The organism is Aurantimonas sp. 22II-16-19i, from assembly GCF_002088275.1.
Taxonomy (GTDB): domain Bacteria; phylum Pseudomonadota; class Alphaproteobacteria; order Rhizobiales; family Rhizobiaceae; genus Jiella.
Genome location: NZ_AQQS01000097.1, coordinates 1 through 382 on the forward strand (window position 1 = coordinate 1; position 382 = coordinate 382).

At 62.6% G+C, this 382-nt stretch carries 1 protein-coding gene; it reads right to left on the reverse strand.

Features of this window, described 5'->3' with window-relative positions; all coding sequences use genetic code 11:
* Positions 1 to 267, reverse strand: a 267-nt coding sequence (locus ATO4_RS26765) for a LysR family transcriptional regulator (protein WP_139802745.1), incomplete at its 3' end; no start/stop codon positions are given.
* Positions 268 to 382: the final 115 nt, after the last annotated feature.

Consider the following 382-nt stretch of genomic DNA (forward strand, 5'->3'; position numbering starts at 1 on the left):
CGGGTCGAATTCCTGCTGCTGGACGATCACCTCGTCCAGCTGCGCCAGCGCAGCCTCGATGGTCGGGGTGATCTCCTCGGCGAGCTGGGTCGGCCTGATGCCGTATCGCTCGCGGATGAACAGCGGATCGCGGAGCGTCTCGCGCAGGCGACTCAGCGCGTTCGAGAGGGCCGGCTGCGTCATGCCCAGCCGGTTCGCGGCGCGGGTGACGCTCCTTTCCTCCATGAGAGCCACGAGGACGGGCAGCAGGTTGAGATCGTACTTCATCGAGTTATGGGTTCCATGAATATCTGAAATCCAGCAAGTAAATTTCTCGAATGTCTCCTTCGGCCCCATCTTCCTGCCATCGAAAGGCCGATGCGGCCGATCGCGATCGGGCCGA